Origin of the sequence: Thermodesulfatator indicus DSM 15286, from assembly GCF_000217795.1 — a bacterium.
GTDB classification, from domain to species: domain Bacteria; phylum Desulfobacterota; class Thermodesulfobacteria; order Thermodesulfobacteriales; family Thermodesulfatatoraceae; genus Thermodesulfatator; species Thermodesulfatator indicus.
Window position 1 is genome coordinate 1,719,387 of sequence record NC_015681.1, and the last position, 16,849, is coordinate 1,736,235.

Below are 16,849 nucleotides of genomic sequence, written 5' to 3' on the forward strand. Positions count from 1 at the left end.
CTGTCACGACGAGGCCTCGTTTCCCTTTTTCGTCATTGCTAGCCACGAAGTGGCGAAGCAACGCTCTCGCGAGGCGACGCGGTTGCCGTGGCGATCCCTGAGATCCCTTCGCTGCGCTCACATAGTATTAATCCGAATGTTTTTTACACGACAAAGTATTGCCGCTGACATAATCGCTAAAGTAAAATAACCTTCGCTGTCACTGTAGGCCTCGTTAGAGATCGAAGCAGTCTCAGGGATTGCTTCGCTTCGCTCGCAATGACCGCTCTTATCGCTTATTTAGTGAACTTATTAATTAATAAAGAAGGCCTAAGCAAATAGGTGGCAGCGAACCTTTCGGCCATTTACAGTTACCATCTCGGGTGAGGTAAGGCATTTGGGGCCCTTTTTAGGGCACTTGTCGTAAAACCTACATCCCCCAGGCGGTTTTTCTGTTGACTCAGGAGGCTCCTTAACGCCTTTTAGTAGCATCTCGGTATAAGGATGAAAGGGACTTTCAAAGACATCCACCCCTTCTTCCACAATTTGGCCGGCATACATGACGGCCGTTCTATGGGCTACTATTTTAGCCAGCTCAAGGTCGTGGGTAATAAATAGATAACTTAGGCCAAACTTCTCCTGCAACGCCAGTAGCATCCTTGCGATGGCGGCTTGAACCGACATATCCAGCATGGAAGTGGGTTCATCACAGACAATAAACTTTGGCCTTAGAGATATGGCCCGCGCAATCATCACCCTTTGCAGTTCTCCACCGCTTAGCTCGTGAGGATAGCGGTAAAGGTGTTCTTCACGGAGACCTACCATTTCAATGAGTTTAAGAAGTGTGTTTTTGCTGGCGTCAAGACCGTGAATTCTTAAAGGCTCGGCGAGACTGCTGTAAATTTTCCACAAAGGGTCTAAAGAATCCTCTGGATGCTGAGGAATTAGTTGCATTTTCTTGCGCATTTTTCGGAGGTCTTTCTTCTTCATTTTGGTTAGCTCGTGGCCGTTAAAATGAATTTCTCCTTTAGTTGGCTGCATTAGCATTAAAAGCAGACGGCCAAGACTTGATTTTCCACTTCCGCTTTCTCCTACAAGGGCCAATATTTCTCCCTGTTTTATTTCAATATCAACGTTGTCAACGGCATTGACTCTTTGTTTTGATAACAGGCCTGAAGTAAAAATTTTGGAAAGTCCTTTCGCTTTAAGCATAAAGCCAGCACCTTACCTGACCATTAAAGGGGGGTTCTTCAAAACATTTATCCGTAGCGTAATCACATCTGGGTCTGAAGCGGCAGCCTTTAGGCGGATCTATCATACTGGGCGAGAGGCCTTTTATGGGTTTTAATCCCTTTGAAGGCAATGACTCAAGCAGGGCCTTTGAATACGGATGAAGCGGAGAGTTAAAAAATGTCTCCGCTTTGGCCACCTCTACTACCTGACCGCAATACATCACCGCTACTCTATCCGCCAATTTTTCAGCAAAGGGCAGATCATGGGTGATAATAAGAAGCGATGGTTTATGGTTATTCCTGATTTTTCTGAAGAGCTCTATCACTCTGATTTTTTTGGTGGCATCAACTCCCTTAGTGGGTTCGTCGGCAATAATGAGCTTGGGCCTGGTTGAAGTGCCCATGGCTACCAGGGCCCTTTGTCTCATGCCACCGCTATATTGATGGGGATATTGTTTAGCCCTTTTCTCAGGAGGCCTTATGTCAAAGAATCTGAGCAAGTCTATAGCCTTTTGCCAGGCTGTCTTTCTCCCATAACCGAGATGGACTTCCATGGGTTCTGCAATTTGAAAACCTACTTTCAAAACTGGATTTAAAGAAGAAGATGGATTTTGAGGAACCCAGGCAATTTCTTGGCCTCTTATGTCTTTCATTTTTTCTTCAGGTAATTCCAGAAGGTTAAAGCCATTGAAGTCAATTCGTCCACCTATTTTTATGTTGCTAGGGAGCAGTTTCAAAATGGCCATGCCAAGGACGGATTTTCCGCTTCCGCTTTCTCCAATTAAGGTAAGCACTTCGTTTTCTTTTACTTCAATGCTGGCTCTGTCAACGGCCTTTACCGTGATCTCTTCTAGCATGAAGTGAACACTCAAGTTTTTGACGTTAAGCAAGCTCTTCATAGTTCATGCCTGGCCTTGGGATTTAGTATGTCTTTAAGCCCGTCACCTAAAAGGGTGAAGGAAAAGACTGTGAGCACAATGGCAAGGCCTGGGAAAACTGACCACCACCAGGCCACTCTGAGATAGACTCTACCCTCGTTTAGCATGGTTCCCCACTCGGGAGTAGGGGGTTGGGCTCCAAGCCCTAAAAAACCCAGAGCTGCAAGAGATAAAACGGCGTGCCCCAGGTGAAGCATGGCAATAGTTACCACCGGAGAAAGGACATTGGGTAAGATGTGTTTGATTATCAGGCCAAAGTCACTAAGGCCTGCTGCTCTCGCCATTTCCACGAATTGTCTTTCCTTTATGGAAAGGACTGAGCCCCTTACCACCCGTGCGTATTTAATCCACCCAAGAACTACCAGAGCCAGGGCTGAGTTGAAAAGCCCCGGCCCCAGGGCTCCAACGATTACCAGAGCCAGAATCAGCTCTGGTAAAGCTAGAAACACATCTATGATGCCAATGGTTATTTTATCTACTTTTTTGAAAAATCCGGAAATAAGCCCGATAAATATCCCGATTATTACGGATAAGCTGACAATGAGAAGGCTTATGGCCAAATCTATTTGGGCTGCATGAAAAACTCTGGCCAAAAGGTCTCTTCCGAGATTATCAGTGCCAAAGGGATGTTTTAGGCTTGGAGGCTGTAAGCTATTCTGTAGATTGATGGCTGTAGGGTCAGAGGTAAAGGGAGAAAACAAAATCATAGAAAGAAGAAGCAAGAGGATAAACAGCCCTGCCACAATAGCCCTGTGCCTCAAACACTTTTTAATCACTTTCATCTCCGTATTTGACTCTGGGATCTAAAAAGCGATAAGAGAAGTCAACCAGAATATTTACCAGGGAAAACATAATAGCGATAAAAACTACACATCCCTGGATCATAGGAATATCTCTAACTTCTATGGAATCAGCCAAGAGTTTACCAATGCCAGGCCAGCCAAATACTGTTTCAACAATTACCGTGCCACTTAGCAGATGGCCTATTTGTAGTCCAATCATGGTTACCACGGGAATAAGAGCATTTCTTAGAGCGTGCCTGTAAAGAATTGTCTTTTCGGCAAGGCCTTTGGCCCTGGCGGTGATTATGTAATCCTGCCTTAAAACGTCTAGTAGGCTTGCCCGGGTTAATCTCACCGTTATGGCTGACATGCCTGCAGCTAGCGTAATAGCGGGCAAAATAAGGTGAGCTAAACTGCCAAACCCCGCTACTGGTAAAAGATCAAGATAGAGGGAAAAGAATAAGATGAGTATTAAGGCCAGCCAAAAATTGGGAACAGATATAAAGAAGGCCGAATAAGTAAGACAGGCGTAGTCCCAAAAGCTGTTGGGCCTGGCTGCTGATAAAATCCCTAAGGGTATAGCGACAATCACGGAAAGAAGAGTAGCGGTAATGGCCAGTAAGGCCGTGGCCGGAAGCCTGGTCAAAATTTCTTGCGTTACCGGAAGCCCGGAAACATAAGAGCAACCAAGATCTCCATGTACGGCCTTTGAGAGCCACTTTAAATATAAAACTACACCTGGGGCGTTGAGTTCAAAGACATCTTTAACTTGTTCAATTTCTTGTTTGGTTGGCGAGTATTCTTCCTCGCCAACCAATATCTTTTTTACGATTACTTCAGCAGTGTCTCCAGGAGAAGCCAAAAGTAAAAAGAAAGTGAGCGCAGAAGTAGCCACTACTACTAGAACCGCTATGAACAAACGTTTTAAAAGATAAATCAGCATTTACCCTACAAGACCTTTGTAAAATTCAAAAAATATAGGTTGAAATCGTCACGGCACCGCTGGCGCCTCGCGATAGGGATTGCTTCGGCCGTTGTTACTGCCCAGCCATCGGCCACGTTGTCACTGCAAGGGCCGTTTTCATCTTGTCGCTGCGAGGAGCTGTCCAGGAAGATCCCTTCGCTGCACTCGGGACAGGCGAAGCAATCCCTGCGCCAATAGCCATCTACCATCGGCCATCTGCCATACCGTCACTGCGAGGAGCCGGAGGCGACGAAGCAGTCCCTAACATGTTACCAGTTGCCATCAGCCATCGGCCATCCACCATCTAGTCACTGCGAGCCCTCTCTCGTAAGGGCGAAGCAGTCTCTTAAACAAAGCTTTTGCGAACTGCAATTTATTTAGCTACGTAAATTTCCGGATTAAGCATGTAATCATGAGCTACAGGATTAAACTTGAAGCCTTTAACGTAATCTCTGTAAACGACCAGTACCTTATAAAAAGCAATATGAATCAAGGGCAAGTCTTTAAGGGCTAGTTCCTGGACCTTGTCGTAAATCTTTTTTCGTTCTTGTTGGTCAAAGGTGGTGAGCCCCTTTTCAAGTAATTTGTCCATTTCAGGATTGTTATAACCCCAAGTATTAGTAGAGCCTTTAGAATGATAGATTTTTCTTAGGTAGTAATCAGGGTCAGGTACCATGGCCAGGTGATAGGCCGAAAGTTTCATGTCGTATTTTTTCATGTATTTGCCAATGGCACTCCAGTCAAGCACTCTTACCTCTGCTTTTATACCTACATTTTTAAGAAAGGCCTGAATGGTTTCAGCCATAGGTTTAAGCCCTGGCCTTTGAGGATAGGTGTAAATGGTTACGTGAAATTCTTTTCCATTCTTTTCTAAAATGCCGTCGTTATCTGTATCTACCCAGCCGGCCTCTTTTAGAAGCTCTTTCGCCTTTTTAGGGTTGTAATCGTAGCCAGAGACATTGTTGTTGGCCCACCAGAGAGAGGGAAGAATGATCCCCTTGGCAGGCTCAGCACATCCGTGAAGGACTATTTGGGCTATTGATTTCTTATCAATGGCGTAGCTTATGGCTTTTCTTACGCGGACATCTTCGTAAGGAGTGCCGTGCAGGCTGCCAAAGGTTAGCTGATAGACTCTGGCGGTGGGATGAATTTCTAATTTGATCCCCTTTTCCCTGGAGAGTCTTTCTACGTCTCCATAAGGCACATCACAGGTAAAATCTATTTCTCCTTTTTCCACAGCCACTTCTCTTGAAGCTGGGTCAGGAATGGCTTTTATGATAAGCTCGTCAAGTTTGGGTTTCCCCTGCCAGTAATCTTTGAATCCTTTTAAATAGAGGGTTTCAGTGGCGGGATTCCATTTTACCAACATGAAAGGCCCTGTGCCTATAGGTTTGGTGATGACGCCGTTTTTGTCCATCTCAGAATGGGGAGAAACTATAGAAACTTTTGAGTAGTGAAGAGTAGCGGGAAAAGCAGCGTAAGGTCCTTCGGTTATAAAATCAATGGTGTAATCATCTATAACTTTTATTTCTTTAATTTTGGTAAGGGACTTTATGGAAGGGTCTTTTAAGGCCCTTTCAATGGCCCACTTTACGTCTCCTGCCTTCATTTCACTCCCGTCGTGGAATTTTACTCCTTTTCTCAGATAAAACCGCCAGTGGGTGGGGCTTAGTTGCTTCCAGGATTTGGCAAGCCCCGGCCTGAGAGAAAAGTCCGGATCGGCCTCTACCAGGTTTTCGGTGATCAGAGCCTTTTCTTTTACAAGTGTTCCCTTTTTGACAGGGTCAACCCCTCTGATATTCCACATTTCTCCTACTTTGAGTTCGTTTTTGGCCTCACAAACCGGAGAAAAAGCCAAAGCAGACACTAATAAAAACAAAATAACAACTACCGACCTTATTTTCATGCTTACCTCCTCAAATTTGCTATTTTTACTGAATAAGTGACACAACACGTAAGATATGTCAAGTAGAGACTTTTGCAAAATTGAGAATATAAATTGGGATGACCATGGCGACCATGGCGCCTGGCACCTCGCGAGATTGCTTAGGCCGCTGGCGCAACCTTTTGCGCTAACAGCTATCGGCTACGTTGTCACTGCAAGGAGCCGAAGGCGAGAAGCATTTTTTGCGCCAATAACTATCTACCATCGGCCATCTGCCAGTAGCCAATCACCATCTAGTCACTGCGAGCCCGCAGGGCGAAGCAGTCTATTATTAATCCGAGTGTTTTTTACACGACAAAGTATTGCCGCTGACATAATCGCTAAAGTAAAATAACCTTCGCTGTCACTGCGAGGCCTCGTTAGAGGTCGAAGCAGTCTCAGGGATTGCTTCGCTTCGCTCGTAATGACTCAATTGTCGCCTATTTAGTGACCAATAAGTAAAGCGTTTTGCAAAGGTCACCTTTACTTGCGAGCCTTGTGAGAGGAAAAGCGTCCTTGTGGTGACCCAAAAATGTGTCGATGACTTCAGAATTTTTTAAAATTTATGGCTGGGGTTCGTTGGGATGGTTTTCCAGAGTATTCATGATTACTTCCAGAAGGTTTTCCATTTCAAAGGGTTTTTGAATTACGATACCATCTTTGGTATTGATAAGGTCGGCGATAGAGCCAGTGATAAAAATAATATTTAAACTGGGGAATTTGTCTTTAGCTACTCTTGCAATTTTAGTTCCTTTCCCTCCGGGAATATGCATATCAGTGATAAGAAAATCTATATTAGATGAAGTTTCTATTATGTTAATAGCTTCTTCAAAATCAGCAGCCTGAAAGACTTTAAATCCTTTTTCTCTTAAAAATTCTGTTAGTATATTTCTAATAATTTCTTCGTCCTCTACGACTAATATTGTAATAAGTCTAAACTTGTTTAGCTTTATAGTTTTTAAAGGAAATAATAAAACAAAAGTTGTTTCTTTTTCTTTGTTGTCAAGAAAAATTTTTCCGCCCATCTCTTCGATAGATTCTTTACTGAAAGTCAAGCCAAGACCAGTTCCCGCCTTTTGGGTGGTGAAATTTAGTTTGAAAATTTTTTCTTTTATATTTTCTGGTATGCCTGGCCCTGAATCAACAATCTTTACTTTGATATATTCTCCTTCTCGTTTACTTTCAATTTTGATGGTTCCTTTTCCTTTTATTGCTTGATAGGCGTTGGTAATTATATGTTCTAAAATTTGTTCTATAATATGTTCTTTTCCAGTAATTTTAGGTAAATTCTCTTCTAAATTTAATTTTATAGTCAAATTTTCTTGTTTAATCCTGTGTACTTGTTTTTTAATGAGTTCATTTATGTCAACCTTTATTTTGCTAGCAAAGCTTCTTTTGAAATGTATTTCCAAAAAATCTTTAGTTGTTTTTTCTCCTTCTTGGCTTGTTTTAATGATGTCTTTCAAGTATTTGTCTTTATCTTTTCGGTGTATCAGGCCTTTTTCAGCGGAAAACGATATATTTTGTAATGTATTTTTTATGTTATGGATAAGAGCTTGAGATGTTTTTTGGCATTCTTTTATGGTTTCTTCTTTTGTTTTTTCTAGGTTGATTATATTACCTATGATATGGGCTATGCTAAATAAAAATATTAATTCTTCTTGAGTTAATTTTGATTGTCTTGCTTCGTTTTCTAAGAGGATCAATCCTGTTAAATTTTTCTGCCTTGTTATAGGAATTAATGCTATTAATCCTTTTGATTTATCTGAAGTTATCAGTTCTCCAATAATATTTATAGCCTTTTCTCTTTCTAGCTTTTCAAGCCATTCTCCTTTTACTTTATCTAAAAGTCTTTTGTTATTAAGACCTTCAAAATTAGTAATTACTTTATTCTTTTCTTCGATAAAAATTAAAAATATTTTTTTAGTATCAAAAATTTTTTCTATTAATGATAGTATTTCTTGTATTTTTTCTTCGTTTTTTTTGGCTTTTTCAGCAATTTTTCCTATTTTATAAATTTGATAAATCAAGTTATTTTCTATCTTTTTGCCAAACATGTTAGTTCCTCTACATTATTAACCTGAGCGTTTTTAGGTAACAAAGAGTTATTGCTGACATAATCGCCAAGGCGAAGTAACCCTCGTTGCCACGGCGAGGCCACGTTAGAGGTCGAAGCAGTCTCAGGGATTGCTTCGCTTCGCTCGCAATGACTTAATTGTCGCCTATTTAGTGACCTCATTAATAATAACCCATTAATAAATCTTATAATCATTGGTCATTTCTCTTAGATGCAAGGCCAGTTTATTCATGTCTTCAGCGGCCTGTTTTATACCCACAATAGAGCTTTCCGCTTCTTCGGTTCTACTTTTAAGGTTGTTATTCATATTCATGATATTTGATAGTTCTCCAGCAATACTGCCTGTATTGTGTATTATTTCTTGAGTAACGGCAGTTTGTTCTTCAATGGCTGAGGCGATACTTCCTGCTCTTTCAACGGTTTTTTCCATAGTGTTTAATAAAGTCTGGCTGGTTTCGCGCAATTTCATGCCTTTTTCCACCAGGTTTTCCACCCAGGCCCTGATTTGGTCTGTCGATTGGGCCGTTTGTCTTGATAGTTCTTTGATCTCACTGGCTACCACGGCAAAGCCCTTACCAGCCTCCCTCGCTCGAGCCGCTTCTATGGTGGCGTTTAAAGCTAAGAGATTAGTCTGGTCAGCAATATCTTGGATTATATCAGCTGCGTGTTTGATGTGTTCAATTTCTTTTAGAAGGCTTTCCATCAGTTCACTATTGAGAGAGGCCTGGTCACTGGTGCTCTGGCTCTCTTCAGCAGTGGTGGCTGTATTTTGAGAAATTTCTGAAATAGCGGCACTCAATTCCTGAACGCTGCGGTTAGCCAAATCTAGTTGTTCGCTAATCTGTTCCGTAAAAGAGGCTAGCTTTTTGACTTCCTTAAAGGTTTCTTTAGAATGCTGGGTAACCTGTTCAGCAATGGCTGAGAATTCTTCAGAGCCTGAGGCAATTTGTTCAATGCCTTCTTTGACTTCTTTTAAGATTTGATTGCTATTTTCTATAGTTTGATTAAAGTACTTGGCCAGGATATGAATTTCATTTTGGCTATTAGGTATTTCTTTAGCGCTTTCTGTAAAATCTTTTTGGCTTATCTTTTTCATTACCGAGATAAGTGCCTGGGCTTCTTCTTCAAGTTTTTTGCCAATGTAAAGACATAACCCCAACCCTATAAAAAAAGATATTATAAAAATACCTAATTCTGTCAAGACAACTTCTTTTTCCTTGTTTAATAAGAAAAATTGAATGCCAATGCTTATACTCCATAGGGTAAACACTAAACCCATAATAATTAGTAGTATGTTTTTGGTTTTGAGTGTCATTAATCTAGTCACTTGCCCCTCCCGCTTTTTTTCATTATTTTTGATTCACTTTTGATTGTTTTTTTAACGGTTTTTAGATTTTTATCGTCGGATAGAGATAATAGTTTAATACTTTTTGTATTTTTTGGTTGTCATCATATTTAATGAACCCTAAATATTTATGGTTAGTTTATTTGTATAAATTTTGTCAAATATAATAGGATTAAGTTTTTGTTTTAGCATCATACTTGATGAACTAGTTATTTTAATGTTTTCTTAACTACTTTTACCAAAATACTACTTGACTAACATAAAAAATATGCTACGGCAGTAAATATCCAAATAAAAATTGTAAACTTTTTGTAACTCTGTCTAGGTTCATTGTAAATGATGAACTATTGTATAAATTTAAGAATTTTTCTAAACTACCGAAAAGGGGTGAAATTATTGTTTTTAAGGAGGGGATATGCCTACAAAACAACCTCGGCTTTGTATTGTGCTTGAAGAAGAAGTTTATCAGCGGATTAGAAAGCTTTCTCAGGTGAAAGGAAAATCTATGTCTGCGGTGGTAGCCGAGCTTATTAATAAGGCCCTTGACCTTGAGGAAGATTTACTGTTATTAGACTATTTGTCTCAAAGAGATGAAAAAGATATAATACAGGAAGATCAGGAAGGAGTTTTACCGATTGAACATGAGACAAAAAAACTATGAGTTAAGGTTTCATCCCGAGGTACTTAAAAGAGATCTGGAAGACTTAAGCCCGCCTTTTAAAAATGCACTAACTAAGTTTTTAAAGGAAAAGTTTATTAAAAGGCCATTTTTTTATGGCAAACCTATTCGTGGAGAAAGCCTAAATTATTGGAAAATTCGGCTGAGTAACTATCTGATCGGTTTTAAAATAATCGATAATCAAATTATAATTTTAGGTGTAGTATCTTTTCATCAGCTCTTTGAGCAAAAGCACGAGAGGTTTAGTTGATGTACACTTATTTTGAAAAGGCAGGGCGAGTTAACACCGAGGCGGCCTTAAAAATAGCCTTTAAGGCTTTTAAAGAACGGGGCCTAAAACATATAGTAATAGCTTCTACTTTCGGAGATACCGGCCTCAAGGCAGCTGAACTCTTTGCCGGTAAAGAGGCCAATCTGGTGGTAGTTACTCACAATGTGGGCTTCAGAGAGCCAGGCAAGATCGAGATTACTCAAGAGATGCGGGCCAAAATAGAATCTCTGGGAGCCAAGGTTTACACTGGCACCATGGTTTTACGCAATATTGGTACGGCTATTCGGGAACTCCAGCAATATTCCCAGCAAGACCTTATTGCCAACACCCTGCGACTTTTTGGCCAGGGCATAAAAGTCTGTGTTGAAATAGCCCTTATGGCCTGTGATGCAGGGCTTGTGCCTCCAGAAGACGTTATCACTGTGGCTGGTACTGCTCGCGGGGCTGATACCGTAGCCATTATAAAAGCTATGCCTTCTAATAAGCTTTTCAACCTTAAAGTGCGCGAGATCCTTGCCAAACCAAGAGACTGGTAGTTAGGCTGCTTTTTGAAATTGTTCCAAATATGTTTTTTCAGCCAGTTTTTGGTATTTTTTCACACGGGCTTCTATGTCTTCATAATTTTCTGTAACAATTTTTACTATACGCTTGTCAAGAAGGCCTTTTTTAACTTGATTAGTCAATATTTCTAAAACTTCCTTTTTGGTCATAGGGTTCCGATAAGGGCGTTCTTCTATAAGGGCGGTAAAGATATCGGCCACAGCCATAATTCGGGCTCCAAGGCTTAATCGGTCACCGGTAAGCCCAAAAGGATATCCAGAGCCGTCAAGTTTTTCATGATGAAAAGCGGCCCACTCGGCAATAGTCTCAAAACCTTCAACGGAAGAAAGAATCATATAAGTATAATAAGTATGTTGTTTAATAATGTTAAATTCTTCAGGAGTGAGACGGCCTGGTTTTTCAAGAATAAAATTTGGTATAGCCAACTTTCCAAGGTCGTGTAAGCTTGCGGCTACTTTCATATGAAGAATTTCCAGCTCAGTAAAACCACAAAGATGAGAAAGCATGGTGGCACAGGCCACCACGCCGCTTGAATGCGTAGAAGTAAATTGGCTCTTAAAGTCAATTATTTTACTGAAAAAACCGGCAAGCTGAGCTATTTCTTCAATGCCTATATGTACAGACTCAAGGGGCCCATATTTCAAAAGAATTGAATAAAGCCTGTGGTTTGTCAGATCAAACCAAAAGCATTCTTGTTTGCTTAACTCCAGAAAAGCATTTACCACTTCAGGATGGAATTCTTTTTTAGAGAGAGAAAGAATTTTTTTATTAATAATTACTCTCTGTTCTAATATAAATTCTTTGCGTCTAACTAGACGTTCTACTGTATCAGCCAGGTTTAGTATCTGGCTTTCCAGGACGTAAGGACTATTTAAACTAAAGCCTTCTTCTTGCCAGAGGTGCCAGGGTTTGTGGTGAAAACGTATCAGAGGAGCTATTGGAGCAAGAAACTTGAGAGATTTAAAAAGCTCTTCTCCTTTAATACAGTGTAAATCTAGATTTTTTTCTATCGAGGAGTGTAGGCGTAATTTATCTTGAGGGGTTAAGGCGCCTACATCATGGAAAAGAGCCGCTATGTAAAGCTGATTAGTTTTTTCAGAAGACAAACGAAAAAGTTTCCCCATACGCCATGAAATATAGGCTACCTTAATTTGGTGGGCAGAAATATGGGGGTTAGCAAGGTCTATGGCATCAGATACCGAAAGAAAAAAATTATTCAAGTTTATGAGAAGTTCTCTTACCATATCATCAAACTTTTTCGGCTAAGTGTTGATAGGGCTTTAATGAAAAAGTGTTGAACTTTTGATTCTGACTATGTCACTGCGAGGAGCACTAAGGCACGAAGCAGTCTTTTAACGAAAGCTATCTTTTGGTGAACTAATCCAATAGGGAAATTATCTTTCGGGGGAAAAGAGTGAGCCTTTCTGGACCGTTTGCAGTGATATGATAAGTATCTTCAAGGCCAATAACTCCTATTTCTGGCACGTGACATTTGGGCTCGAGGGCTATGACCATGTTTTCTTCAAGGGTTATGTCCAGAGAAGCAATAGGTGGCCATTCGTCAATTTCAAGCCCAACCCCGTGGCCTACAAAAGGTACTTTTTCTGGCCCATGAGCCATAAAGTATTCGCTTATTCCTAGCTCCTCAGCTTTTAAAACAGCCCTTTCATATAGTTTTTGGACACTTATCCCGGGACGCAGCAGTTGTTCTAAATCTTCGAGTAAAGCGAGCACTTTATCATAGATTGCCAATGTTTTTTGGGGGATATTCCCAAAATAAAAAAGGCGGCTCTGGTCAACCATGTAGCCCTCATGCCAGCCAGCATAGTCAATTAGAATAAGTTCATTTGGTTGAATTTTCTTTTCCGATGGCCCTTGAGGGAAACCGTAAATTCCTTGGCCGCCCTGGCCAGTGGTTACAAAAGCAGGTATCACACCAGACTTGCCTGAAAGGAGGTGACCGTAGGCAAGCTCCTGCCCAAAACCATAGGTGCGTGTAAAAGCCGGATGCCCTCTTTTCCGGAGTTCGGCTTCAAGTAAACCTGCGGCTTCAAGTTCACTAAAACCCGGTTTAAGTTTGGGCAAAAAGCTATAAATGGCGTCTGAAAGTATCTCTGCCGCTTTTTTTAGACAATCTATTTCGTAACGGCTTTTAATAGCCCGTAAATTTCTGACAATTTCACTGATATCCCCAAGGTCAAAAGCTGCCAGAAGTTTTTGATACCGTCGATATAGGTTTATAGGAAGGCGGTCTTCTTCAAGGCCTAAAGTTTTTATGCTAAGGTCAGCTAAAAAAACAGGAAGTTTTTTTAAGGAACGAAAAGGAATAACTTCAGCCACGGGGTTAAAATCAGGCCTGCCTAAAGTGCGGTAAACTAGCAGAAAAACTTCTGCTCTTTTAGTTATAACCAGATGACCATCAACAAAAGCACCTGTGAAATAAAAAATATTTAGAGGATAGCGAATAAGAGCTGCATCAAAGCCTTTTTGTGATAGCCTTTCAGCTAAAAGGGCTATACGACGGGTAAATTCTTCTCTATCCGCTGGCATCTTTTAGTTTTTTAGCAAGACTTAATACTGTTTCCGCATAAGGCCGGCTTTTGTTGTAAGTCATAATTACTTTTAGTTGGGCCTGATAGTCTTTGGCCTTACCCCAGCCATGACGAGCTAAGTAGTTGGCTATAGAGGCTAAGGCGTCTTCCAAATTGAATAGATCTATCTTTCCGTCTTTGTTCCAATCGTAGCCGTAGAAAAGGAGACTTGAAGGTACAAACTGGGGTAGGCCAAATGCTCCAAAAACCGAGCCCTTTATGGAAAGGGGATCAACATTATGGTTAGAACTATAACGCAAAAGGGCTACCAGTTCTTTGTAAGCCCATTTGGACCGCCGTTTCATAAAAGCTTTTAGCCTTTTCTCTTCCTCGGGAGAAAGATTTTCAGGTAAAAAAGATTTTACCTCCTCCCAATCAGATGCGATGGCCATGCTGGCCAGCACATTAAAAGTCTCATATTTGCCGGTGTAACGTCCGAGATCGGTCTCAACTAAAAATATGGCTACAATTACTTCTTTGGGTACACCAAAATGTTTTTCAAGAGAAGACAAAAGCTCATAGTTTGCTTTCAAAAACTTTTGGGCCCGAGCCACTCTTTCAGGTTCTAAAAACTGGGCGTAGTTCAGTTTGTATTCATCATGAAGCAGTTTACGGGGCATTATCTGGGGTAAAAATTTTACCTCAGGACGAGAAAAAATTTCTTCTACATACGTAGGTGATAAACCGTCAGCTATTAGCCTTTGTTTTAAACTTTCAAAATTTACGGCCCAAGCAGAACCGGCTGTAAAAAAAACAGACAATACGAGCCAAAAATAACATATCATGAGATATTTGCTTCGAAGCTTCGTTCCAAATGAAACTACAAAGTTAGCCTTTTGTAATGAATTCAAAATATGAATACGAAAAAATATGTTAGATCTGTTAGTTGGCAAAAGTTTCATTAAATGACTCCTGCTTTATTTAAAACTTCTTTGAGCATTTCAAAAGTGACAGGTTTTCTCAAGTAGTAAGAATTATTTACTTTTCTTGCTTGAGATTCTGTGTGGTTATTAATAAGGCCGGTGAGAAAAATAATGGGATTGTTAGATTTGTTTCTAATATGATGAGCTAGTTCTAGCCCATCAACCTGTGGGAGCTTAATATCAAGGAGATAGAGATAAAAAAGTTCTTTTTCTATAAGATTTAGAGCTTCTTTGCTGCTACCGGCCAGAGAAACTTCAAAACCGAGCATACTAAAAAATTCCGCCAGCACTTCGCGAACTCCTGCATCATCTTCTACAATTAATACTTTTTTCATCTCGCCCACCCTAAAATTATAACAAATTATAAACGAGTTTTTAATTTTTTAATAGTTTTTATTTAAGATTTATCACAAGTTTACTGGGAATTTTTAACATAAAATCTAAAAAATTCACAGTGCTATTGTTTGGGGGACAGGCGCGAGATTGATTTCGGCCGATCTCCAAAAAATTTTTGGAAAAACTTTCAGAAAACCGAAAAGATTTATATAATCCCGATTAAGTTTCAAAGGGGTTGGGTATTCAAAAGGAGGCTTAAATGGACGCATTTACTATTTGGTTTACTGGTCTTTCTGGTTCAGGCAAGTCTACCCTATCCAGAAGAACATACCTGGAAATAAAAAAGCGAGGCCTTAAGGCTGAATTGCTAGACGGTGATATTATCCGTACCAATTTTAGTCAGGAGCTTGGTTTTACCAAGCGAGAACGAGATATTAACGTCAAGCGTATCGGTTTTCTTTCCTGGCTATTAAATAAACACGGCATTATTAGCGTGGTAGCCGCTATTGCTCCCTATGAAGAAACTCGCCAGTTAAACCGTAAACTTATTCCCAATTATATTGAAGTTTTTTGTAATTGTCCCCTTGAAGTGGTAGAAAAACGCGATGTAAAAGGCTTATACGCTAAGGCTCGTCGCGGCGAAATTCCTAATTTTACCGGTATTTCTGATCCTTACGAACCACCTCGAAATCCCGAAATAGAAGTTTTTACTGATAAAGAAACCGTTGCAGAAAGTATGCAGAAAATAATTTCTTATCTTGAAAAAAAAGGCTTTCTACCGGCTACGGAAAACAATATAGATCCCACAGTCATAGAAGAAGAGGAACGTCTTTTGCGAGAACATTTACGTCAGTTAGGTTTTGCCCGAAAAAGCTGGTAATTTTGGCCATGTCTTCTGAACAAATTTCATTTCTGGTTTTTGCTGACGATTGGGGTGAACACCCATCAAGTTGCCAGCATATTTTTAGACACATTGTTAAAGATTACCCCGTCGTTTGGGTAAATACTGTTGGTATGCGTTTACCCCGCCTTTGTAAAGCAGACCTGGCCAAAGGTTTTCGTAAACTGAAAAAAATGCTTATGACTACCAATCAAAAAGTTCCCCAACAGGCGCTACCAGAAAATCTTTCGGTAATTCAGCCTCCTATGATCCCTTATAACAAAGGCTTATTTCGACAAATTAATCGCAACTCGGTTATAAAAGCTGTTAAACAAGAGCTAGAACGTCGAGGTCTAAACAGTCCCATATTAGTTACCACTGTTCCCAATGCCTGTGATTATATAGGTGCTTTTGGAGAAAAAAGAGTAGTCTATTATTGTGTTGACGATTTTGCCAACTGGCCAGGACACGAAAAAGATCTTATTTTGCAAATGGAGAAGGAACTAATAAGAAAAACAGATGTCTTGATAGTGGTATCAGATATCTTAGCCCAAAGAATTAAAAAAATTGCGAAATCTCAAAAATTTTTTCTATTAACCCATGGTGTAGATATTTTTCGCTTTGCAAACCCTTTTAGTATTAGACATGAAATCGTTAAAATCCCCAGACCTAGAATTGGTTATACCGGTCTTATTTGGGAACGTTTGAATTTTCAGCTAATTGAACATATAATAAATAAACACTCTGATTACTCTTTTGTTTTTGTAGGAAAGGAAGATATTTCCGTAGATTTTCTCAAAAAATATAAAAATTTTTATTATTTTGAGCCTGTATCTTTTGATAAAGTTCCGGCCTTATTAAAAGAATTTGACGTCTTAATAATGCCCTATCAGTTAGACAAAGGGACTCAGTCTGCCAACCCTTTAAAACTTAAAGAATATCTAGCTTCCGGGAAACCAGTAATAGGGGTTCCGTTAAAAGAAATAAAAAAGTTTGAGCCTTACGTAGTCGTAGCGGAAACCCCTGAAGAATGGGTAAAGGCCATACAAGACATTATTAGCGGGAAGCTATGCCCACCAAAAATTCCTCATGAAGAATTGGTCAAAGAAGACTGGTCCTATAAGGCCAAGGAGTTTTTATCTTTTTGTCTCTCATGAATCTATATTTTTGCTTTATCGGGAATATAGGAAATTAATTTGGGTTCTCGACGTTTAGTGTTGATCCGATATAATAAAGAAAAGGGTAGGAAAAATTTGAACCAAGGCGGTTCGATAGTGAAGGGGAATAAGTTTGAAACTTATATCTTCATCACCTGATCCCTTTAGTTCATTTTATAAATCCGCCTCAAAAAATATTAATAATTTCCT

At 40.0% G+C, this 16,849-nt stretch carries 16 protein-coding genes; 5 read left to right on the forward strand and 11 right to left on the reverse strand.

Annotated features, from left to right (window positions below):
- Positions 1 to 309: 309 nt before the first annotated feature.
- The 7 genes from THEIN_RS08445 to THEIN_RS08475 all read right to left on the reverse strand — a co-directional run bounded on the left by THEIN_RS08445 (position 310) and on the right by THEIN_RS08475 (position 9,223).
- A complete protein-coding gene (locus tag THEIN_RS08445) occupies positions 310 to 1,191 on the reverse strand; it encodes an ATP-binding cassette domain-containing protein (protein ID WP_013908257.1) in 882 nt (293 codons plus the stop codon).
- The gene (locus THEIN_RS08450; protein ID WP_013908258.1) at positions 1,184 to 2,110 is read right to left on the reverse strand and encodes an ABC transporter ATP-binding protein; all 927 of its coding nucleotides are present in this window, start codon (positions 2,108 to 2,110) and stop codon (positions 1,184 to 1,186) included. Before THEIN_RS08450 ends, THEIN_RS08445 begins: the two co-directional genes overlap by 8 nt.
- Positions 2,107 to 2,931: an ABC transporter permease gene (locus tag THEIN_RS08455; RefSeq protein WP_013908259.1), complete on the reverse strand. Its 825-nt coding sequence runs from the start codon at positions 2,929 to 2,931 to the stop codon at positions 2,107 to 2,109. The genes THEIN_RS08450 and THEIN_RS08455 overlap by 4 nt, the downstream gene beginning before the upstream one ends.
- Positions 2,918 to 3,874, reverse strand: a complete 957-nt coding sequence (gene nikB / locus THEIN_RS08460; protein WP_013908260.1) for a nickel ABC transporter permease — start codon at positions 3,872 to 3,874, stop codon at positions 2,918 to 2,920. The genes THEIN_RS08455 and nikB overlap by 14 nt, the downstream gene beginning before the upstream one ends.
- A 394-nt stretch (positions 3,875 to 4,268) precedes the next feature.
- Positions 4,269 to 5,801, reverse strand: a complete 1,533-nt coding sequence (locus tag THEIN_RS08465) for an ABC transporter substrate-binding protein (RefSeq protein ID WP_013908261.1) — start codon at positions 5,799 to 5,801, stop codon at positions 4,269 to 4,271.
- 581 nt (positions 5,802 to 6,382) lie between these two features.
- On the reverse strand, positions 6,383 to 7,876 hold the full coding sequence (locus THEIN_RS08470) for an ATP-binding protein (protein ID WP_013908262.1): 1,494 nt from the start codon (positions 7,874 to 7,876) through the stop codon (positions 6,383 to 6,385).
- Positions 7,877 to 8,071: 195 nt separating this feature from the next.
- Positions 8,072 to 9,223, reverse strand: coding sequence for a methyl-accepting chemotaxis protein (locus tag THEIN_RS08475; protein WP_013908263.1), 1,152 nt, complete (start codon positions 9,221 to 9,223; stop codon positions 8,072 to 8,074).
- Positions 9,224 to 9,656: 433 nt separating this feature from the next.
- On the opposite strand from THEIN_RS08475, the gene THEIN_RS08480 reads away from it, so the two are divergent.
- The 3 genes from THEIN_RS08480 to THEIN_RS08490 are packed head-to-tail and all read left to right on the forward strand — an operon-like array spanning position 9,657 to position 10,727.
- Entirely contained in the window at positions 9,657 to 9,902 is a 246-nt protein-coding gene (locus THEIN_RS08480) for a hypothetical protein (protein ID WP_013908264.1), read from the forward strand.
- Positions 9,883 to 10,170, forward strand: a complete 288-nt coding sequence (locus THEIN_RS08485) for a type II toxin-antitoxin system RelE family toxin (protein ID WP_013908265.1) — start codon at positions 9,883 to 9,885, stop codon at positions 10,168 to 10,170. Before THEIN_RS08480 ends, THEIN_RS08485 begins: the two co-directional genes overlap by 20 nt.
- A complete protein-coding gene (locus THEIN_RS08490) occupies positions 10,167 to 10,727 on the forward strand; it encodes a pyruvate kinase alpha/beta domain-containing protein (protein ID WP_148236950.1) in 561 nt (186 codons plus the stop codon). The genes THEIN_RS08485 and THEIN_RS08490 overlap by 4 nt, the downstream gene beginning before the upstream one ends.
- Here the strand turns inward: THEIN_RS08490 and THEIN_RS08495 are convergent, their stop codons facing one another.
- The 4 genes from THEIN_RS08495 to THEIN_RS08510 all read right to left on the reverse strand — a co-directional run bounded on the left by THEIN_RS08495 (position 10,728) and on the right by THEIN_RS08510 (position 14,601).
- The gene (locus THEIN_RS08495; protein WP_013908267.1) at positions 10,728 to 11,996 is read right to left on the reverse strand and encodes an HD domain-containing phosphohydrolase; all 1,269 of its coding nucleotides are present in this window, start codon (positions 11,994 to 11,996) and stop codon (positions 10,728 to 10,730) included.
- Between the two features lie 133 nt (positions 11,997 to 12,129).
- Positions 12,130 to 13,302: a M24 family metallopeptidase gene (locus tag THEIN_RS08500; protein ID WP_013908268.1), complete on the reverse strand. Its 1,173-nt coding sequence runs from the start codon at positions 13,300 to 13,302 to the stop codon at positions 12,130 to 12,132.
- Entirely contained in the window at positions 13,289 to 14,245 is a 957-nt protein-coding gene (locus tag THEIN_RS08505; protein WP_013908269.1) for a lytic murein transglycosylase, read from the reverse strand. The genes THEIN_RS08500 and THEIN_RS08505 overlap by 14 nt, the downstream gene beginning before the upstream one ends.
- Positions 14,245 to 14,601, reverse strand: coding sequence for a response regulator (locus THEIN_RS08510; protein WP_013908270.1), 357 nt, complete (start codon positions 14,599 to 14,601; stop codon positions 14,245 to 14,247). The genes THEIN_RS08505 and THEIN_RS08510 overlap by 1 nt, the downstream gene beginning before the upstream one ends.
- Before the next feature lie 260 nt (positions 14,602 to 14,861).
- Between THEIN_RS08510 and cysC the strand changes: the two genes are divergently transcribed.
- Positions 14,862 to 15,482 carry an adenylyl-sulfate kinase gene (cysC, locus tag THEIN_RS08515; RefSeq protein WP_013908271.1) on the forward strand — a complete coding sequence of 207 codons (621 nt, stop codon included), beginning with the start codon at positions 14,862 to 14,864 and terminating at the stop codon, positions 15,480 to 15,482.
- A gap of 8 nt (positions 15,483 to 15,490) precedes the next feature.
- On the forward strand, positions 15,491 to 16,639 hold the full coding sequence (locus tag THEIN_RS08520; RefSeq protein ID WP_013908272.1) for a glycosyltransferase: 1,149 nt from the start codon (positions 15,491 to 15,493) through the stop codon (positions 16,637 to 16,639).
- Positions 16,640 to 16,849: the final 210 nt, after the last annotated feature.